At 73.1% G+C, this 16684-nt stretch carries 15 protein-coding genes; 5 read left to right on the forward strand and 10 right to left on the reverse strand.

What is annotated here, in order from left to right; translation table 11 throughout:
* The first annotated feature begins 19 nt into the window (after positions 1–19).
* Together ACIRSU_RS04335 and ACIRSU_RS04340 are read left to right on the forward strand one after the other, a co-directional pair.
* A complete protein-coding gene (locus ACIRSU_RS04335) occupies positions 20–2041 on the forward strand; it encodes an O-antigen ligase family protein (protein WP_403789052.1) in 2022 nt (673 codons plus the stop codon).
* A complete protein-coding gene (locus ACIRSU_RS04340; RefSeq protein WP_403789054.1) occupies positions 2041–2979 on the forward strand; it encodes a glycosyltransferase family 2 protein in 939 nt (312 codons plus the stop codon). Before ACIRSU_RS04335 ends, ACIRSU_RS04340 begins: the two co-directional genes overlap by 1 nt.
* On the opposite strand, the gene ACIRSU_RS04345 is transcribed toward ACIRSU_RS04340, so the two are convergent.
* The 9 genes from ACIRSU_RS04345 to ACIRSU_RS04385 form a co-directional block, all read right to left on the reverse strand.
* Positions 2958–3749 (reverse strand): glycosyltransferase family 2 protein, encoded by a 792-nt coding sequence (locus ACIRSU_RS04345; RefSeq protein WP_403789056.1) that lies wholly within the window; start codon positions 3747–3749, stop codon positions 2958–2960. The two genes, ACIRSU_RS04340 and ACIRSU_RS04345, sit on opposite strands and share 22 nt — an antisense overlap.
* A complete protein-coding gene (locus ACIRSU_RS04350) occupies positions 3749–4411 on the reverse strand; it encodes a class I SAM-dependent methyltransferase (RefSeq protein ID WP_403789058.1) in 663 nt (220 codons plus the stop codon). Before ACIRSU_RS04350 ends, ACIRSU_RS04345 begins: the two co-directional genes overlap by 1 nt.
* A gap of 95 nt (positions 4412–4506) precedes the next feature.
* A complete protein-coding gene (locus tag ACIRSU_RS04355) occupies positions 4507–5589 on the reverse strand; it encodes a hypothetical protein (RefSeq protein ID WP_403789060.1) in 1083 nt (360 codons plus the stop codon).
* Position 5590: 1 nt separating this feature from the next.
* Positions 5591–7132 carry an oligosaccharide flippase family protein gene (locus tag ACIRSU_RS04360; RefSeq protein ID WP_403789062.1) on the reverse strand — a complete coding sequence of 514 codons (1542 nt, stop codon included), beginning with the start codon at positions 7130–7132 and terminating at the stop codon, positions 5591–5593.
* A gap of 15 nt (positions 7133–7147) precedes the next feature.
* Entirely contained in the window at positions 7148–7975 is an 828-nt protein-coding gene (locus ACIRSU_RS04365; RefSeq protein WP_403789064.1) for a chain length determinant protein, read from the reverse strand.
* 192 nt (positions 7976–8167) lie between these two features.
* Complete coding sequence (gene wecB / locus ACIRSU_RS04370; RefSeq protein WP_403789066.1) at positions 8168–9271, reverse strand: non-hydrolyzing UDP-N-acetylglucosamine 2-epimerase; 1104 nt, start codon at positions 9269–9271, stop codon at positions 8168–8170.
* A gap of 5 nt (positions 9272–9276) precedes the next feature.
* The gene (locus tag ACIRSU_RS04375; RefSeq protein ID WP_403789068.1) at positions 9277–10533 is read right to left on the reverse strand and encodes a nucleotide sugar dehydrogenase; all 1257 of its coding nucleotides are present in this window, start codon (positions 10531–10533) and stop codon (positions 9277–9279) included.
* Entirely contained in the window at positions 10533–11312 is a 780-nt protein-coding gene (locus tag ACIRSU_RS04380) for a WecB/TagA/CpsF family glycosyltransferase (RefSeq protein ID WP_403789070.1), read from the reverse strand. Before ACIRSU_RS04380 ends, ACIRSU_RS04375 begins: the two co-directional genes overlap by 1 nt.
* Positions 11309–12472: a hypothetical protein gene (locus tag ACIRSU_RS04385; protein WP_403789072.1), complete on the reverse strand. Its 1164-nt coding sequence runs from the start codon at positions 12470–12472 to the stop codon at positions 11309–11311. Before ACIRSU_RS04385 ends, ACIRSU_RS04380 begins: the two co-directional genes overlap by 4 nt.
* 472 nt (positions 12473–12944) lie before the next feature.
* Here ACIRSU_RS04385 and ACIRSU_RS04390 point away from each other — a divergent pair, with 472 nt between their 5' ends.
* Genes ACIRSU_RS04390 through ACIRSU_RS04400 form a run of 3 tightly spaced genes read left to right on the forward strand, consistent with a single transcriptional unit; the run spans position 12945 to position 16017 of the window.
* The gene (locus ACIRSU_RS04390) at positions 12945–14225 is read left to right on the forward strand and encodes an MFS transporter (RefSeq protein WP_403789074.1); all 1281 of its coding nucleotides are present in this window, start codon (positions 12945–12947) and stop codon (positions 14223–14225) included.
* Positions 14222–15265, forward strand: a complete 1044-nt coding sequence (locus tag ACIRSU_RS04395; protein WP_403789076.1) for a TolB-like translocation protein — start codon at positions 14222–14224, stop codon at positions 15263–15265. Before ACIRSU_RS04390 ends, ACIRSU_RS04395 begins: the two co-directional genes overlap by 4 nt.
* On the forward strand, positions 15262–16017 hold the full coding sequence (locus ACIRSU_RS04400; protein WP_403789078.1) for a hypothetical protein: 756 nt from the start codon (positions 15262–15264) through the stop codon (positions 16015–16017). The genes ACIRSU_RS04395 and ACIRSU_RS04400 overlap by 4 nt, the downstream gene beginning before the upstream one ends.
* A gap of 46 nt (positions 16018–16063) precedes the next feature.
* On the opposite strand, the gene ACIRSU_RS04405 is transcribed toward ACIRSU_RS04400, so the two are convergent.
* Positions 16064–16636 (reverse strand): HutD family protein, encoded by a 573-nt coding sequence (locus ACIRSU_RS04405; protein WP_403789080.1) that lies wholly within the window; start codon positions 16634–16636, stop codon positions 16064–16066.
* Positions 16637–16684: the final 48 nt, after the last annotated feature.

The following is a 16684-nucleotide window of genomic DNA, read 5'->3' on the forward strand; positions in this document are numbered from 1 at the left end:
GGGAACCGGGGGAGGGTTCGTGAGCATCGCCGAGATCTTCCGCGTCCTGCGCGGGCGTTGGTACGTCATGGTGCCGCTGACCCTGCTCAGTCTGGTCGCGGGCGGCTACCTCTACTCGACCGTCCCCGTGACGTACGAGTCGCAGAGCCAGCTGGCGCTGCTGAACTCGGCGAAGGTCGCCAAACCGGCGCCCAGCTACGGCAATCCGCTCGCCTATGTGAGCGGTTCGCTGATCAGCACGGCCGACGTGCTGATCCGGGCGCTGCAGTCGCCCGAGACGGCGCAGGTTTTAGTCACCAGGGGCATCACCGACGAATACGCGGTCGACTTCGCCGCCCAGGCCGAGGGGCCGCTGCTCACGGTCACCGTCAAGGGCGAGGACAAGGTCAAGGTCCTGGACGAGACCCGGCAGATCACCGACTACGCGACGGAGCAGCTGCAGTTCCTGCAGCGGGAGGCGAAGGTCCCGGACGGCTACTACGTGCAGTCGGCGCGGATCGTGCCGCCGCAGCGGCCGGTGTCGGAGCCGAAGTCGCGCTACCAGAAGACGGCCGCCGTGGTGGTCTTCGGTCTCACGGGCGCGTTCCTGCTGTCGTTCGTGGTGGAGACGTGGGCGGCGGCCCGGCGGCGTACGAAGGGGCTGCCGGAGCCCGCTCCCCCGGCGCCGCGGCCGGGCGCGGGCCGGATCCGCAGGCTGCTGACCCGGCCGCTCGACGCGACCGCGGTCCTCACCGGCTATCTGGCGCTCGCGCTCTTCCTGCCGTCGAACCTGGCGCTGCCCGCGCTCGGCGGCGCGGGCACCCCGGCCAACGTGTTCGCGCTGCTCGGCCTGTTCTGGTACCTGGCGACCTGGTGCAGCGGGCGGCTCGCGCCGGCGCCCGGGACCCGCACCATGCGGACGGTGATGTTCGTGGTCGCCGTCACCGTGCTGCTCTCCTACATCACCAACCAGGACCGGATCAGCTCGCAGAAGGAGATCCTGGCGGCCGACCGGGGTCTGATCGTGCTCCTGGTGTGGGTGTCCCTGGTGGTGCTGACCACGGCCGGCATCCAGGACCGGGACCGGCTGGACGTGCTGCTGCGCCGGCTGGTCGTGATGGGCTCGATCGTGGCCGCGCTCGGCCTGTACGACTTCTTCACCGGCACCAACATCGCCGACTCGCTGCACATCCCGGGCCTCAGCTCCAGCACGGCGAGCGTCAACGTGATGGACCGCGGCTCCTTCACCCGGCCGCGCTCGCTGACCGCGCATCCGCTGGAGTTCAGCGGCATGCTGGCGATCCTGCTGCCGTTCGCGGTCTGGCACGCCTTCGATCCGGCGCGCCGGCACCTGGGGAACCTCAAGCGCTGGGCGCCGGTGGTGCTGCTCGGCGGCGGGCTGCCGCTGACGGTGTCGCGGACCTCGATCATCGGCATCGCGATCGTGGCCCTGGTGATGGTGCCGCGCTGGAAGCCGGAGCGGCGCTGGACGACGATCGGCATCCTGTTCGGCTCGGTGGCGGTGTTCAAGGTGCTGGTGCCGGGGCTGATCGGCACGATCACCGGCCTCTTCTCGGGCAGTCTGAACAACGCCGACAGCAGCACGCAGGCCCGCACCATCAAGTACCCGAAGATCTACGAGTACTTCCTGCAGGACCCGGTCCTCGGGCGGGGCTTCGGCACCTTCACGCCGGAGCGGTACTTCTTCACCGACAACCAGTACCTGCTCACGCTCGCCGAGCTGGGCGCCCTGGGTGTGGCGTGCCTGCTGCTGCTCGGGCTGACCGGCGTGCACCAGGGCGGGTCGATCCGGCGGCTCGCCCGGACCGAGTCGGACCGCGAGCTCGGGCAGGCGTTCTTCGCCTCGGCGATGGTGGCCCTGGTGATCGGCGCGACCTTCGACACGCTCAGCTTCCCCATGTTCGCGGGGGTGTTCTTCCTGCTGCTCGGCGCGGGCGGCAGCTGTCTCGGCTTCGTACGTCGGGAGGCGGCCGGTGAGCGCCCGCCGCTGCCCGTGCCGTCGGCCCGTACCCCCGACTCGCCTCGTCTCGCGGAGATCTGATGCCCGATCAGCACACCGGCGGCCCGGTCGCCGTCGTCGTCGTCACCTGGAACAGCGCGGAGGTGCTGCCCGGCTTCCTCGACTCGCTCCCGGCGGGCATGGCGGGTCTGGACTGGCGCCTCGTCGTCGCCGACAACGACTCCGCGGACGACACGGTCGCCGTGGTGCGCAAGCACGCGCCCGAGGCCACGGTCGTGGAGACCGGTCGCAACGGCGGTTACGCCTTCGGCGTGAACGCGGCCCTGCGCGCCGCCGGCGCCTGGCCGGAGGGCTACCGCGCGGTGCTGATCTGCAACCCGGACATCCGCATGGCCGAGGGCTGCGCCGCGACGCTGGTGGCGGCGCTCGGCAGCCCGCTGCCCGACGGCACCCGGGTCGGGATCTCCGTACCGCTCCTTTACGAGGAAGACGGCGGGCTCGTCCACTCGCTGCGCCGGGAGTCCAGTCTGACGCGGGCACTCGGTGAGGCGGTCGTCGGCAACACCCGGGCCGGCCGCTTCCCGCGCTGGAGCGAGCTGGTCACCACGCCTGCCGTGTACGAGGAGCGGACGACGGCGGACTGGGCGACCGGGGCGCTGATGGCGCTGTCCCGGGAGTGCGTGGCGGAGTGCGGGCCGTGGGACGAGTCGTTCTTCCTCTATTCGGAGGAGACCGAGTACTGCCTGCGGGCCCGGGACCTCGGGCATCGCACGCGCCTGGAGCCGGGGGCCCGCGCCACGCATCTGGGCGGTGACTCGCGGGTCTCGCCGCGGCTGTGGTCGCTGCTCGTGACCAACCGGGTCCGGCTCTACCGGCGCCGCCACGGTCTCGCCGCGACGGCGGCCTTCCGTGGCGCGGTGCTGCTGCGGGAGGCGTCCCGGGCGGCGCTGGGCCGCCCGCCGGCGCGGGCGGCTGTGGGCGCGTTGCTCCGTCGGCCTCAGTCGCCCCACGAGGTGTAGAAGCTGCCGGGGTTCACCAGATAGCGCACGGTGGGCCGGGCGAGGTGGGCCACCCGGTGGGTGCGGGCGTAGCGGCGGATCAGCTCCCAGTCCTCCCGGGGCAGCACCGCCGGGGTCCGCCGCAGCCGGCTGAAGTGCAGGGCCGGGGTGCGCCGGGCGACGAAGGCGTTGGTGTCGAGGAACGCCTGGTGCGCTGCCCGGCGCCGGTCGAACGGGACCGACAGGACGTCCATGTCGGTGCCGTCGGGCCGGACCCGCCGCAGCGCGGTGTAGACGGCGTCGGGGCCGCCGGGCGCCTCCAGGGCGGCCAGGGCCTCCTTGAGGTGGTCAGGCTCCCACAGGTTGTCGTCGTCGAGGAAGGCGACGTACGCCGAGGAGGTGAGCCGGATACCGACGTTGCGCACGACGCCCGCGACGGCGGTGTTGCGGGCCAATGAGACCGCGAAGAGCCGCGGGTCGTCCGGGAGTTCGGGCAGTCCGGCGCCGTCGTCGACGACCAGGACGACCTGGTCGCGTACGGACTGCTCCAGGACCGAGCGGACGGCCCGGAGGAGCGCCTCCGGGCGCCGGTGGGTGGCGATGACGGTGGCGACCTTCGCCGCGGGCGGGCGGCCGAGGACCTTCGCGAGCCGCGCCGTCTCGGCGTCCTCGAAGCGGCGCAGCCGCCAGGCCGTCGGCGCGAGCAGCACCTTGTTGCGCAGCTCATGGAGGACGAGCCAGCCGAAGCGCAGCTTCAGGAGCTCCCAGGGGGCCCGGAGGAGCCGGCGCATCAGACGCGGTTGCGGACGGCCGTCAGGGACTTGGTGAGCCCGGCGACCCGCTCGCTGAGGATCACGGACCGGGGGAAGAGGTAGCGCATCTCGGCGCGGGTCAGCAGCTCGATGTTGATGACCGCGTCCATGCCCTCCTCGGGCGTGCCGGGCTTGCTGTGGGTGAGCGGCCAGTGCCGGACGAGCTTGGCCTGGGCGGCGAGCGGCAGGAACTGGAAGCCGGGGGCGAGGAAATGCGGCTCGACCGGGAAGTAGCGGTAGGGGGTCTGAACCCAGTGCAGCGGGGCGAGTTGCTCGATGGCGCTGACGAAGCGGCGGCGCTGGCTGGGGCCGCCCACGTGCTCGATGGTGGAGTTGGAGACGACCAGGTCGAACTCGCCGAGCTTGGCCGGGATCTCCGGGTCGGTGACGTCGGCGATCTCGGCGGTGATCCACTCGGGCAGCTCGGCCGGGTGCTCCTCCAGGTTCACCAGGTGCACGTGCCGGGGCCGGAGCGGCGAGCGCGTCCAGTTCGAGGCCGTGCCGCCGAGGTCCACCACCCGCATGTCCTCGATGCCGGGGAAGCAGGAGCGGAACCGCTCCCAGCGGGCCGCGCGGAATCGTTCGCCGAGGGAGTCGGGAGCGTCGACGAAACGATTGCGGAGGGCACGGAGGCCGGACATCGCATCAACCACCTGGTGTTCGGAAAAGCGTGAGGTGAGGTCGGCTCAACCGTAGTCGCCGCAGGTGGGTTTATCAGGTGATCTCGGGATTTGTCTCACGGTTCGGCGGGTACGACGGGCGTCCCGTCCGCCATCCGGTTGCCCCGCCACACGTTCCCCTTGCCCGCGGCGTTCCAGTAGGCGACGGCCCCGTACCTGCCGCCCGCCGGGTAGTACTGGGGCGAGAAGACGTTGTCGGTCACCTCGACGCCGGTCGAGTCCTTGCCGCCGGCGTAGAGGCTGTACGCCCCGCCCGCGAGCCAGTTGTCGTCGACGACGGTGTTGGTGACCGGCGCGCTGTCGGCGAAGAGGCCGACGGCGGCGGAGGCGCCCTTCTCCACCGGGACCGGGTTGAGCAGCGTGTTGTGCCGGATGATCAGCTTCCCCTGGCCGCCGCCGTTGCTGATGACGGCGTTGGTGTGCTGCCACTGGCCGTCCAGGTTGTGGTACGCGGCGATGTCGTGGACGTAGTTGTCGTGCAGGTTGCCCTGGCCCATGGACAGGGCGTCGCCGAAGCCGGAGACGTCGCAGTGGGCGACCTCGACCGAGCTGGTGCTCATGTTGGAGACGGCGTAGTCGGAGCCGCCGTTGTCGGGCCCCTTGCCGGGGACGGCGGTGATGGTGGTGTGCAGGACGCGCAGCCCGGTGAAGCCGGGCCGCAGGTTGATGCCCCACCAGTTGGTGGAGGTGATCCGGCTGTCGACGACGGTGACGTCGTTGGCGTAGATGTCGAGGGAGCCGGTGATGTCCCAGCCCTTGATGACGGTGCCGTCGGTGCGGATGGACGCGTTGCCGGTGGACTGCGGGGTGAGGGCCGCGATCCGCGGGCCGGTGGTGGAGGCGTCGGGGTAGCCGCAGGCGCTCGGGCTCGCGCAGCCCTTCGGCGCGCGCGGCTTGCCGTCCGTGCTGCCGCCGCCGGGGCCGGCGGGCGTGGCGCCGGCGCCCGGCGCGGTGATGGCGCGCGAGTCGCAGAGCGCCGCGCCGCCGAGGCAGAGCGCCTGCTGGCCCAGCCCCGTGAAGGTGAGGAGGGAGAACAGCAGTACGGCGGCGAGCAGCGCCGCTCCGAGCAGCTTGCGGCGGCGGGCGGGGCGCCGGCCGGCTCGGGCGCCGGATCGGTCCAGCGGGTCCAGGGGACTCACCTCATCGTTCGTGCGCCGGGGCGGCCGGCTGCTTCTGTGCCGGTACGGAGGGGACCGCGCCGGCCCCCTCCGGCGACGCCTCGGGTCCCCGGCTCCGGCGGCGCCGGGCGAGTGCGCCGCGCACCAGTGTGCGGGCGGGCAGGGCGCAGAGCCCGTAACCCGCGAGTCCGACGACGCTCGTGGCGCACAGCGCGACGAGCCCCTCACCGAGGCGCTCCCGCAGCAGCACCAGGAGCGCGGCCATCACCAGGCCGCCGAGCACCGGCCGTACGCACACCGTGGCGAGGGCGCGGGCCGCGATGCCGCCGCGCCGCAGGGCGACCAGGAAGGCGGGCGCGACGACCGCCACGGCGACCAGGACGTGCCCGGCGGCGACGGTCGCGATGCCGCCGGCGCGGGCGGCGAGGATCAGCACCGGGACCAGGGTGACCAGCCACAGGCCCTGGATGAGCAGCAGCGAGCGGCGCCGGCCGACGGCGACCAGGCAGTCGTACGTGAGCTCGGCGGCGATCCGGGCCAGGCCGAGGGCCATCAGCCAGGGCAGCGCCTCGGCGGCCGGCCGCCACCGCGCCCCGTACACCAGCTCGACCAGTGGCCCGGCGAGGGCGCCGAGCAGGACGCAGGCCGGGACGGTGGCGGTCATCAGGGCGCCGAGCGCGCGGGCGAAGCCGTCGGAGAGCGCCCTGGGATCGTCGGCCAGGCGGGAGAAGCCCGCGAAGGACACCCGGCGGGCGGTCTCGGAGATGACCCGGACGGGCCAGCCGGCCATGTTGAAGGCGAGCATGTAGAAGCCGAGGGCGACGTGCCCGAGGACCGCGCCGACGATCATGGCGTCCGCGTTGACCACGGCGAGGGCCAGCAGGCTGGCTCCGGCGAGCGGCAGGCCGAACCGGAGCAGCGCCCGGGCCTGGCCCGCGTCCCAGCCGAAGCGGAGCATGCCGGGCGCGGCGATCGCGCAGCCGGCGAGGGCCACCACGTTTCCGGCGACGGCGCCGCAGGCGAAGCTCATGGCGCCCCAGCCCTGCAGGGCCAGACCCAGGGTCACGGAGGTACTGACGACGAAGTTGAGCGCGTCGACGACCATCCGGCGGCCCTGCCGGAACTCCCGGGTAAGCACCCCGGCCGGGACCTGGGAGAGCCCGTCGAGGATCAGGCACAGGCACATCACGCGCAGCACTGCGGTGGCCTCGGGAGCGCCGAGGAGCCCGGCGACGCCCGGCGCGGCGGCGAACAGGGCCAGGTAGAGCAGGCCGCTGGAGAGGGCGCCGAGGCTGAGCACGGTGGGCGCGAAGCGGCGTACGTCGCCCTCCCAGCGGACCACGGCGAGCGTGACGCCGAGTTCGTTGGCGGAGAGCAGCACCATCAGGACGGTCTGCGCGACGCCGTACACGCCCCAGGCGGCCGGGTCGAGCACGTAGCGGACCAGGACGATGCCGGTGGCGAAGTTGCCGAGCCGCATCACCATCGTGTTGATGAGGCTCCAGCGGGTGGCGGAGCGGACCTTGGTCCCCAGGGACGCCTGGTCGGGGGCGTCGGATTCCACGTGGAGGACTCCTCGTCACTTCACCCAGGACGGGGGGCGCTTGGCCGGGCGCCGCTCGGCGACGGGCAGCACGGGCAGCTGGACGGTGGGCTGGTCGCGGGGCTGCTCGGGCTGGGCGCCGAACGACTCCTCGACGGGATCGGGGGCGGGCCGGGCCTCCGGGAGCGGCTGGGCCCGGGGCTCGGTCCCGGGCTCCGTTTCGGCGGCCTGGCGGTTCTCCGGCTCCTGGCGGTGCCTGCGCGGCTTCGTGCCCCGGCGGCGGGCCTCCGCGAAGAAGGTCGCCACGAGGCTGAGGACGACGCCGAGGCCGGCGGCCATCACCAGGTACTGGATCTTGTTCTTGAGCTGCGGCTCGGGGGTCTGCGGCGGGACGATCGTGGTGATCCGGATCATGGAGTCGGGGGACACCTTCTGGTCCGCCTGGAGCTCCTTGAGGCGCTGGGCGGTGAACGCCATCAGCGTCTTGTTGCCCTTGAGGACGGCGGCCCGGTCATCGCCGGTGACGGTGAGCCAGAGCAGCGGCCCCTGCGCGTTGTCGGCGATCTTGGCCTCGTACTTCAGGCTCAGCCCCTCGGCCTTCAGCTCCGCCTTCGACGCGTCGGAGTTGACGTTGCGAGCGAGGCTGTCGGCCATGCCGGTGAGCGAGGGCTCCATGCTGAGGAACGGATTGCCGTCGGCGGCGGCGCCCTTGCGGGAGTTGAGCATGGCGACGGTGCTCTGCGACTCGTAGGAGACCGGCACGAGCAGCCAGGCGCCCACGGTCAGGCCGGCCGTGAGCAGCAGCCCGGGCACCAGCACGTACCAGCGCCGGCGCATGACCCGGAAGATCTCTGCGAGGTCCATGGCTCCCCCTTGCGCGCCCCCGTGCGGAGCGGCTGCTCAACTGCCTTGCCGCAGATGAGGATAGGTGGGATCGCGAGCGGACGTGAGCCCTTCGCGATCACCACGTTCGGCGGTCTGCGGTGTTCTGCGGTGTCGGTGCGGCCGGTGACTTCGGGGCGGCGACGGCCGGTGGGGCGGCCGTGGCCGATGACGTCAGCGGTGGTCGGTGGGACGGGGGCGGTCGGCCGCCGTGCCGCCGTCCAGGAGCACCCGGGCGATCCGCTCGCCGGCCCGGCCGTCCCAGAGTTCGGGGCGGCGGGGCGGCGGCGGCTCCTCCAGGAGCCGGACGGCGGTGGCGACGATACGGGCGGGATCGCGGCCGGCCAGGACGTTCGTGCCCTGCTCGACCGTGACGGGGCGCTCGGTGTTGTCCCGCAGCGTCACGCAGGGCACGCCGAGGGCGGTGGTCTCCTCCTGGACGCCGCCGGAGTCGGTGAGCACGATCCGGGCGCCGGCCTGGAGGGCGATGAAGTCCAGGTAGCCGGCGGGCGGCACGAGCCGGATGCCGCCGGGCACGCCGAGCGCGTTCAGCTTGTCGGCGGCCCGGGGGTGCACGGGCAGCACGAGCGGGCAGTGCCCGGCGACCTCGCCGAGGCCCTTGAGGAGGCCGGCGAGGATCTCCGGGTCGTCGACGTTGGCCGGGCGGTGGAGGGTGACGAGGCCGTACCCGCCGGCCTCGTACCCGAGTCTGCCGAGGACGTCCGACTCCTTCGCCCGCTCCAGGTTGGCGAGGAGGGTGTCGATCATGACGTTGCCGACGAGATGGATCTGGTCGTCGTGGTAGCCCTCGGCGCGCAGGTTGTCGACGGCGTCGTCGGAGGGCGCGAGCAGGTAGTCGCTGAGCCGGTCGGTGGCGACCCGGTTGACCTCCTCGGGCATCGACCAGTCGCGGCTGCGCAGCCCGGCCTCGACATGGGCGAGCAGCGGCCCGGCCTTGGCGGTGACCAGGGCGCAGGCCAGCGTGGAGTTGACGTCGCCGACCACCACGACGGCGTCCGGGGCGAGTTCGTCGACGAGCGGCTCGAAGGCGGTCATCACCCGCCCGGTCTGGGCGGCGTGGCTGCCGGAGCCCACGCCGAGGAAGCGGTCGGGCGGGCGCAGTCCGAGGTCCTGGAAGAAGACGTCGTTCATCGCCGGGTCGTAGTGCTGACCGGTGTGGACGAGGAACACCTCGGCTCCCCGGTCCTCCAGGGCGTCCATCACCGGCTTGATCTTCATGTAGTTGGGCCGTGCGCCCGCGACGCAGATGATGCGCATACGGTTCACAGCACCTCGATCCTGGGACCGCTCAGCCGGCGCCGGCAGTCGAGTACGTAGTCGGCGTGGGCCTCGACGAGCGCGTAGTCGAAGGCGTCGTGGTCGGTGACGAGGACCACCGCGTCGGCGGCGGCGACCTCCTCCTCGGTGAGCTCGACGCGGACGAGGCGGCTGTCGACGTTGTGCCCCTCCACGACGTGCGGATCCGCGGCCCGTACCTGGGCGCCCATGTCCAGGAGGAGCTGGGAGATGGGCAGGGCGGGCGATTCGCGGGCGTCGCCGGTGTTCTTCTTGTAGGCGAGACCGAGGAGGAGGATGCGCGAGCCGTTGACCGCGCGCTTGCGGGTGTTGAAGGCGTTGACCAGGCGCCGGGTGACGTAGTCGGGCATGTGGTTGTTGATGTCGTTGGCGAGCTCGACGAAGCGGAAGGACTGGCCGAGTTCGCGCTGCACCCGCCAGGACAGGTAGGACGGGTCGATGGGCAGGCAGTGGCCGCCGACGCCGGGTCCGGGCGTGAAGCGCATGAAGCCGAAGGGCTTGCTGGAGGCGGCGTCGATGGCCTGCCACACGTCGATGTCGAGGTGGCGGGCGAACATCGCTATCTCGTTGACCAGCGCGATGTTGACGTGCCGGAAGGTGTTCTCCAGGAGCTTCGCCAGCTCGGCCTCCTTGGGCGAGCCGACGGGCACGGTGGTGTCGACGAGCCCGTCGTAGAAGCTCTGGACGGCCTTGAGCGAGGCCGCGTCCACGCCGGAGACGATCTTCGGGGTCTGCTCGAAGCCCCAGACCGGGTTGCCGGGGTCGATCCGCTCGGGGCTGTAGCCGAGCCGGAAGTCGGCTCCGGCGACGAGTCCGGAGCCCTCTTCGAGGAGCGGACCGAAGAGTTCCTGGGTGGTGCCCGGGTACGTGGTCGACTCCAGGATCACGGTCGCGCCGGGCCGCAGATAGCGGGCCAGCGAGCGGGCCGACTCCTCGATGTAGCGCAGGTCCGGGGTGCCCTCGTGCAGCGGGGTGGGCACGGTGACGACGGCGACGTCGAAGCCGCCGCAGTCCCGTACCGAGTCGGTGGCCCGGTAGGTTCCGGCGTCCAGGGCGGCGCGGATCCGCTCGGCGGAGACGTCCTCGACGTACGACTCGCCCGCGGCGAGGCTCTTGACCCGCTCGGTGTCCACGTCGTAGCCGACCACCTCGTGGCCGACCTCGGCGGCCCGGATGGCCAGCGGAAGCCCGACGTAACCCTGTCCCACGACGACGACGCGCATCACGATTCCCCCCTGCTTGCGGTGCTGATCGACGGTGAGGCGGTAGGGCGGAGCAGCTCCCGTCCCGTCATGAGGGCGAAGGAGACGTTGGTGGTGAGGTAGCGGCGGCCGAGCCGGCGCGGTTCCTGCAGGGTGCGGTAGAGCCATTCGAGGCCGAGCCGCTGCCAGCGCTCGGGGGCGCGACGGGTGACGCCGGCGAGGATGTCGAAGGAGCCGCCGACGCCGTGCACGAGCTTCACCTTGCTGCGCTCGCCGTAACCGGCGGTGAAGATCTCCTTCTTGGGCGAGGTCATCCCGAGGAACAGCATGTCGGCGCCGCTGGCGGCGATGGCGTCGGCGACGGCGGGCTGCTCGCTGTCGGCGAAGTAGCCGTTGCGGCTGCCGGCGACGCGCAGGCCGGGGAAGCGGACGGCGATCCGCCGGAGCATCTTCTCCAGGACGTCCTGCTTGGCGCCGAGGAGGTAGACGGAGTGTCCGGCGGCCTCGGCCTCGGCGAGCAGCCGCATGAACAGGTCGATTCCGGCGACGCGTTCGGGCAGCGGGCGGCGGAGCAGCCGGGCGGCCCACACGACGGCCTGGCCGTCGGCGAGGACCAGGTCGCAGCCGGAGACGGCGCGGGCGAGGGCCGGGTCGCGGCGCATGTTGACCAGCTTGGCGGCGTTGACGACGCCGATCTCCAGGCGTTCGGCGGCCCGGACGGCGGCGAGGCAGCGCTCGACGGTCTGGTCCATGGTGAGGGCGTCGAGGGTGACGCCGAAGAGGTTCTGACGTGACGTCATCTGTCCGCCGCCTCCGTCTCGTCGCGACCGAGGGTGCCCAGCCAGGCGTACAGCATCCAGCCGAACTCGTACGGGCGGCACTCCCGGTCCACGGCGACCGGCCGGAACACGGCGTCCAGCGGGCCGAGCCGCAGGCCCGGCACCAGGCGGGTGCTCACGCCGCGGGCGGCGCGCACGGCCTTCTTCGGGTCGCCGCGGTAGACCTTGCGCCAGGTGACGCCGAGCTCGTCGAGGATCATCGGCGCGTGGCGGCCGGCGGCGGCGAGTTCGGGGACCTCGGTCATCCAGCGCAGGCCGCGGCGGACGGGCTCGGCGAAGTCGGTGCCGCCGGCCTCGGCGAGGTCGAGCAGTGCCGTGGGGGCCATGGCGTGCTGGTGGACGCTGTAGACGGGGTAGCCCTCGACGACCGTGCCCCGCCGGGCGTCGTAGTGCCACCACCACTGGCCGCCGTCGCCCTGGAGCGCGCAGATCCGGGTGGCGCAGGCGTCGGCGGCGGCGAGCGCCTCCGGGTCGTCGCCGCTCGCGTGGGCGCGGGCGAGGGCCTGGAGCGGGTACGTCTGGTCGGCGAAGCAGCCGATGTGCTCGCGGTACCAGGGGGTGAGGCCGGGCCCGGTGGCGTGCGGGAAGAGCGGGCTGTCGCCGATCCGGGCGCGCAGCAGCCGGTTCCGGGCCGCGGTCAGCCGGTCCTCCACGTCGACGGTGGCGCGGGCGGCGGCGAGCGCGGAGAGCACCCAGGCGGCCTCCACCGTGTACTGGGAGCTGCCGGGCAGGTCCAGGGCGGCGACCCGGTCGAGCGCGTCGGACAGCTTGGGGTGGCCGGTCTCGGCGGCGGCCCAGGCGATGAGCGCGGCGTCGCCGAGGTTGGCCACCCCGGGCAGCCGCTCGACGAGCAGTCCGGTGAACTCCTCGGCGGTGCGGCCGCCGAGGACGGCGCGCTGCCGGTCCTCGGGCAGGAAACGGACGCCGAGCGCGGTGATGGCGGGGTAGCGGACGCTGGTGCCGCGCTGCTCCAGCGTGGTGGTGCCGGGCCGGGCGGCGCGGGTGAAGACGAAGCCGGTCCCCTCCGGCGTCAGCATCCGCGGCAGGCCGCGCTCGGCCACGGCGAGCAGCCGGACGGCGAGGTCGTGAAGCGGCCGGTCAGCTTCCGCGAGCTGTGTCATCCGTGAACTGCGTGGCATGTCGGGTGTGTTGGCAGGACGATCGGACACACCCACCCCCCTCGGGTCGGTCCCGGGCCAGAGCGGCTGGCCCGGATCGGCTGGCTGATCGGCGTGCGCGCAGGACGGCATCGCGGCACGGCACCGGTGGTGCCGGGCCGCGGACAGGTCGGCGCGCCCTAGCTGTTGATGAGACTGATGAGCATGACGAGAAGGGCAGTCGGCGTCGAAGCGTCGACGCTTCGGCCTCCTGCCGGTGAAACCCCCACGAACACCCCCTGCGCACAGCGCGAACGCCGTGCTCAACTCGCAGCGTACAACGGGAAGATAGGCGCACAACACGGTGACGATGACGCCTTTCGCGGAATTGGTGGCAAGCAGTCGCGAAGCCGCACCGATCGCGCCCTTCCGCCGGGGGCCGCCGGTTACAGTGGCCCCGCGCTCACCCGCTCGACGAGGCTGGAGTCCCCATCACGTGTATCTGGCCGACCGTTCCGCGCCCCAGGAACCACAGAGCCCACCGGAGACGGCGTCCGCCGCGGCGGTCGGCGGCCCGCGCGGCGTGCTCCGCGCCGTCTCCCCCACCGTCCTCGCCCTCGGCACGGTCAGTCTCGTCACGGACGTGTCCAGCGAGATGGTCGGCGCGGTGCTGCCGCTGTACCTGGTGATGGGGCTCGGGCTCAGCCCGCTGGGCTTCGGCATGCTCGACGGCGTGCAGAACGGGGTGTCCGCCCTGGTGCAGCTCACCGGCGGCCATCTCGCCGACCGGGTGCGCAACCACAAGCTGGTGGCGGGGATCGGGTACGGCCTGTCGGCCCTGGTGAAGCCGCTGCTCCTGGTCCACCACCTGGGCGCGCTCGGTGCGGCCCTCGCCCTCGACCGTACGGGAAAGGGCCTGCGCACCGCCCCGCGCGACGCGCTCATCTCGCTGTCCGCGCCGCCGGAGCGGCAGGGCCGGGCGTTCGGCCTGCACCGGGCGATGGACACCACCGGCGCGCTGCTCGGCCCGATGGCCGCGTTCCTCATCCTGGGCGTGGCGGCCGGGGGTTACGACGCGGTGTTCGCGGTCAGCGGGTGCGTGGCGGCGCTCGGGGTGCTGGTGCTGCTGCTGTTCGTGCCGAGCGGCAGGAACGCGGCGGAACCGGTGCCGTCGGGGCAGCCGAAGGTGGATCTGCGGGCAGCCTTCGGTCTCCTGCGGACCCGCCGCCTCCGGGTGCTGTTCGGCTGCGCGGTGCTGCTCGGGCTCACCACGGTCAGCGACGCGTTCCTGTACTTGCTGATGCAACGCCGTACCGGGCTCGACGAGCAGTTGTTCCCGCTGCTTCCGCTCGGCACCGCGACCGTGTTCCTGCTGCTCGCGCTGCCCGCCGGGCGGCTCGCGGACCGCGTCGGGCGCCGCGCGGTGTTCCTCGCCGGGCACGCCGGACTGCTCCTCGCGTACGGGCTGCTGCTGTGGGCGCCGGCCACGCCCGCGCTGCCGTATCTGGTGCTCGCCCTGCACGGCGCCTTCTACGCCGCGACCGACGGCGTGCTTCCCGCGGCCGTCGCCGCCGTGGTGCCGGAGCGGCTGCGGGCCAGCGGGATCGCCCTGGTCGGCACCGGTCAGGCGCTGGCCCGGTTCTGCTGTTCCCTGGCCTTCGGCGCCGCCTGGTCCACGTGGGGCGACGGCCCCGCGCTCGCCACGGCGGCGGCCGGCCTCGCCTGCTGCGCGGCGGTCGCCGGCGTGGCCCTGCGCCCTTCGGGAGATCCACGATGACCCTCACTCCGCTGCGCCGTCTGCTCGTCCTCGCCGCCGGGGTGCTGCTCCTCGCGGGCCTGGGCGCCTGGTCCGTGCTCTCCGCGGCCGACCGGGCCGAGGAGGAGAACAAGCCCCGCCCGGGCGGACCGGCGTTCGCGGACGGGAAGGTGACGCTGGACGCGCCGGGCCGTCTGGTGTTCCGCAACACGGCCGCGGGGCCGCGGCGCGACCGGCTGGTCTCCGTCCCGGTGACCGGGCCCGCCGGCGCGGTCCGCACCGCCTCGGACGTCAGCTGCCTGCGCTTCCACTCGGCGGCCGGCACCGGCGTCTGCCTCCAGTCCACCACCGTCCTGGGACGCCCGGCCTACCGCGCGCAGATCCTCGACGCGGGCCTGCGCACCGTGCGGTCGTACCCGCTCGCCGGCATCCCGAGCCGCGCCCGGGTCTCGCCCAGTGGACACCTGGCCGCCTGGACGGTGTTCGTGAAGGGCGAGTCGTACGGCTCGGCGTTCTTCTCCACCCGGACCGCGATCCTCGACACCCGCGGCTGGCGGCTCGTCCCGAACCTGGAGGAGTTCCGGGTCGTCCTGGACGGGCGCCCGTACCGCAACTCCGACGTGAACTTCTGGGGCGTCACCTTCGCCGCCGACGACGACACCTTCTACGCGACGCTGAGCACCCGCGAGCAGACGTATCTGGTGCGCGGCTCGCTCGGCGCCCGTACGGTCACCGCGCTCGCCGAGAACGTGGAGTGCCCGTCGCTGTCCCCGGACGGCACCCGCGTCGCGTACAAGAAGCGCGTGCTCGGCAAGACCGCGCTGTGGCGCGAACACGTCCTAGACCTGCGGACGTTGAAGTCCACGCCGCTCGCCGAGCGGCGCAGCGTGGACGACCAGGCGGTGTGGCTCGACGACCGCACCGTCGGCTACGCGCTGCCCGCCGAGAACCGCGCCGACACCGACGACACCTGGACCGTACCGGCCGACGGCACGGGCGCTCCGCGGCTCCTCTTCGAGGACGGCTCGGCCCCGCCGCGGCCGGCGGGCGGCACGAAGTGAAGGTCACCGTCGGCGACGGGTGGACCGCGACGGTGACGGACGAGCCGCTGGCCGTCGCCCCGCGCCTCACCGGCGACGCCCTGCACCTCGCGCCGTACACGACCAGGGAGGAGCGCGAGCGCTTCCTCCTGGACACCTTCGGCAGTCAGGAGTGGCTCTGGGACGCTCCGGACACGCTCGGGTTCGAGCGGGCGGGCCGGAATCTCGTCGGCGCCGAGTTCCGGCTGCCCCATGAGTCCGCCACCGCCGTGGAGGCGGCCCGCCTTCCCGTGGCGCCGGCGGTCCGGCCGGGCGGTCTGCGCGCGGACGAGGAGCGCGACTGCCGCCTGGAGGTCACCTCGGTGCTGTGCCGGGCGCCCGGGGACACCGTACTGACCGCTCTGCGCGACCTCCGCGTCCTCGACGAGCCGCTGGAGGCCCGCGTCGGCATCGGCCCCGACGTGGCGCTCCTCGTCCAGCGGGGCACCGTCGTCGGCTGGAGCCTGACCGACCCGGCCCGGCATCTGGCCCCCTGGTTCACCGCACCCGATCCCGCCCCGCCGGCCCCGGCCACCCGCCGACTGCTCGGCGCCTGCCTGGATCTGGTGACCGACCCGCTCCTCGAGCAGGTCCAGGACGGTGCACCGCCCGCCGTGACCCGGCTCCTGGAGGTCCACCGGGCCCTGGTGGACCAGCGCGAGGACCGGCACCGCGCCGAGGCCCTGCTGGCGCTGATCGGGAATCTGGTGGAGGACGTGGGCGGCCGCGTCTGAGGCCGGCACGGCCGCGTTCTCAACCGCTCCCAGGGGTACGGGCGCGTCAGCCCTTCGCGGGGGTGATGGTGACGACGGCCGTCACCCCGTCGACGTGGAAGACGGCGGCTTCGTCGTCGGGGAGCAGGATCGCGTCGAACCGGTCGAGAGTGAGACCCGACTCGGCGGCCGTGGCCGTGCCCGCGAGTGTGATCACGAGGGTCTGGCTCCCGCTCCGCGGGGCGACGGTGAACTCCTCGCGCTTCACGCTGACGTCCGCCGTCGCGGCGTCGCGGCGCGTCATCACGTTGAAGTCGACGATGGGGCCGCCGAGGAGCCGGCAGTCGGTGGTGGCGTCGCCGGAGAAGGCGAAGGGCTCGTACGGGTCGGCGACGGTGTGCGGGGTTCCGTCGACCGTCAGCTCCATTCCCGGCCCGTCGACGACCGTGATGACGCGGTCGACCCCGGGGAAGGCGGAGAAGGGGCCGCCCGTCGCGACGTCGGCCAGGCTCACCCGCCAGACGAAGTCGTCCAGGCCCGCCTCGGCCGGGCCGGCGGCGACCTCGCGGGTCACGCCGCCGCCGTTCCGCCAGGGCGTCGCCGGCCGCTCGTGCGCCCTGAGCAGACGTCCTTCGATCATGAGATCAGCTCCATGTGTTACACTTACGGACGTTGCAGTTGTGGTACC

It is taken from the genome of Streptomyces sp. NPDC101160 (assembly GCF_044768205.1).
Classification (GTDB): Bacteria; Actinomycetota; Actinomycetes; order Streptomycetales; family Streptomycetaceae; genus Streptomyces.

Bases quoted from the DNA above. Each gene is read 5' to 3' on its own strand.
- ACIRSU_RS04350 (WP_403789058.1), bottom strand. From the start codon at position 4,411: ATGTCCGGCCTCCGTGCCCTCCGCAATCGTTTCGTCGACGCTCCCGAC.
- ACIRSU_RS04405 (WP_403789080.1), bottom strand. From the start codon at position 16,636: ATGATCGAAGGACGTCTGCTCAGGGCGCACGAGCGGCCGGCGACGCCC.
- ACIRSU_RS04395 (WP_403789076.1), top strand. From the start codon at position 14,222: ATGACCCTCACTCCGCTGCGCCGTCTGCTCGTCCTCGCCGCCGGGGTG.
- ACIRSU_RS04345 (WP_403789056.1), bottom strand. From the start codon at position 3,749: ATGCGCCGGCTCCTCCGGGCCCCCTGGGAGCTCCTGAAGCTGCGCTTC.
- ACIRSU_RS04385 (WP_403789072.1), bottom strand. From the start codon at position 12,472: ATGACACAGCTCGCGGAAGCTGACCGGCCGCTTCACGACCTCGCCGTC.
- wecB (WP_403789066.1), bottom strand. From the start codon at position 9,271: ATGCGCATCATCTGCGTCGCGGGCGCACGGCCCAACTACATGAAGATC.
- ACIRSU_RS04365 (WP_403789064.1), bottom strand. From the start codon at position 7,975: ATGGACCTCGCAGAGATCTTCCGGGTCATGCGCCGGCGCTGGTACGTG.
- ACIRSU_RS04340 (WP_403789054.1), top strand. From the start codon at position 2,041: ATGCCCGATCAGCACACCGGCGGCCCGGTCGCCGTCGTCGTCGTCACC.
- ACIRSU_RS04375 (WP_403789068.1), bottom strand. From the start codon at position 10,533: ATGCGCGTCGTCGTCGTGGGACAGGGTTACGTCGGGCTTCCGCTGGCC.
- ACIRSU_RS04380 (WP_403789070.1), bottom strand. From the start codon at position 11,312: ATGACGTCACGTCAGAACCTCTTCGGCGTCACCCTCGACGCCCTCACC.